Origin of the sequence: Candidatus Methanoperedens nitratireducens, from assembly GCF_900196725.1 — an archaeon.
Classification (GTDB): domain Archaea; phylum Halobacteriota; class Methanosarcinia; order Methanosarcinales; family Methanoperedenaceae; genus Methanoperedens; species Methanoperedens nitroreducens_A.
Window position 1 is genome coordinate 1 of sequence record NZ_FZMP01000073.1, and the last position, 1,047, is coordinate 1,047.

Annotated in this window: 2 protein-coding genes; both read left to right on the top strand. The window is 35.8% G+C overall.

Annotation, left to right across the window (positions count from 1 at the left end; translation table 11 throughout):
* Positions 1–350 precede the first annotated feature (350 nt).
* Positions 351–518, top strand: coding sequence for a hypothetical protein (locus MNV_RS05785; protein WP_218837916.1), 168 nt, complete (start codon positions 351–353; stop codon positions 516–518).
* A gap of 3 nt (positions 519–521) precedes the next feature.
* Positions 522–812 (top strand): AbrB/MazE/SpoVT family DNA-binding domain-containing protein, encoded by a 291-nt coding sequence (locus MNV_RS05790; RefSeq protein WP_096204407.1) that lies wholly within the window; start codon positions 522–524, stop codon positions 810–812.
* Positions 813–1,047 lie beyond the last annotated feature (235 nt).

The window sequence follows — 1,047 nt, forward strand, 5'->3', positions numbered from 1 at the left end:
CGATTATTTGAAAACTTGACTATAGCTTGGGTTGGATGTTCATAGCGAATTTTTTCATCAGGCATAAGATATTTTTCTAAACCCATTTTATCACCTTCGACAATTTATTAGTTCCATAATATTTTCACATCTTGCTATAAATACGTTTCTAGAAAAAATTGTTAATTCTATTAAAATATTTAATATATTAATCAACATTTATAATCAATTATGTAAACTTCAGTAAATCGTTGGGATAAATTAATATATTATCAGTATTACTTAGATATTGATAATTATTGATCGACTTCCATAAAGCTCCAATAAAATACAGAATACACGCATCCAATCGATTAAAAGAACGTTTCCAGATGAAAACCGATGAAGTACGGCATTACCTGAAAACAGGTAAACATATAAAAAAGTGCTGTAAAGATGGAGAGATCGGGATTATTCAGAGTGAAATTGGAGATGCAAGGATACGTTTCGTTTACACCGTTAGAAGCGGGACGATTTATATACTGACAATAGAGGAATAAAATATGACAAAGTGCCCCCTATGCGAAACAGAGATGAGAAAAGAACGTAAGGAGATAGAAAAAGGGGTATGGGCTACTGTTGAAATCTGTCCTCAATGCAGAGATGAGTGGATAGATGAAAAAGAACATGACAGACTTGTAGATCTGTTCAAGCGCAAAACCTTCAATCTTGGAGGCAGTATCGCAGTCAGAATACCCAAGGAAATAGCCGATGCCCTTGCCATACAAGAGGGAACTGAAGTAAACTTCTCTGTACAAGATAAAAAGATAATAATATCGAAGGCTACCGCATAAGATTACATCATACTCCATTCTATCGGCAGCATTGCAGAGTGGAATTTGCGCCTGAGTTGAGAATCAGAATCCAAGATAACCAAAAGTGGTGCAAAACCCTCGAGCATCAGCGCCGAGATGCCTCGTTTTTCAAAACGGGGTCATTGACTGCAACGATAGATTTGTTCATATGCTCTTATAAGGCGATAGATAGCCAGAAGAACCTCCTTAGGATTGATGATTAAATAACATTCTC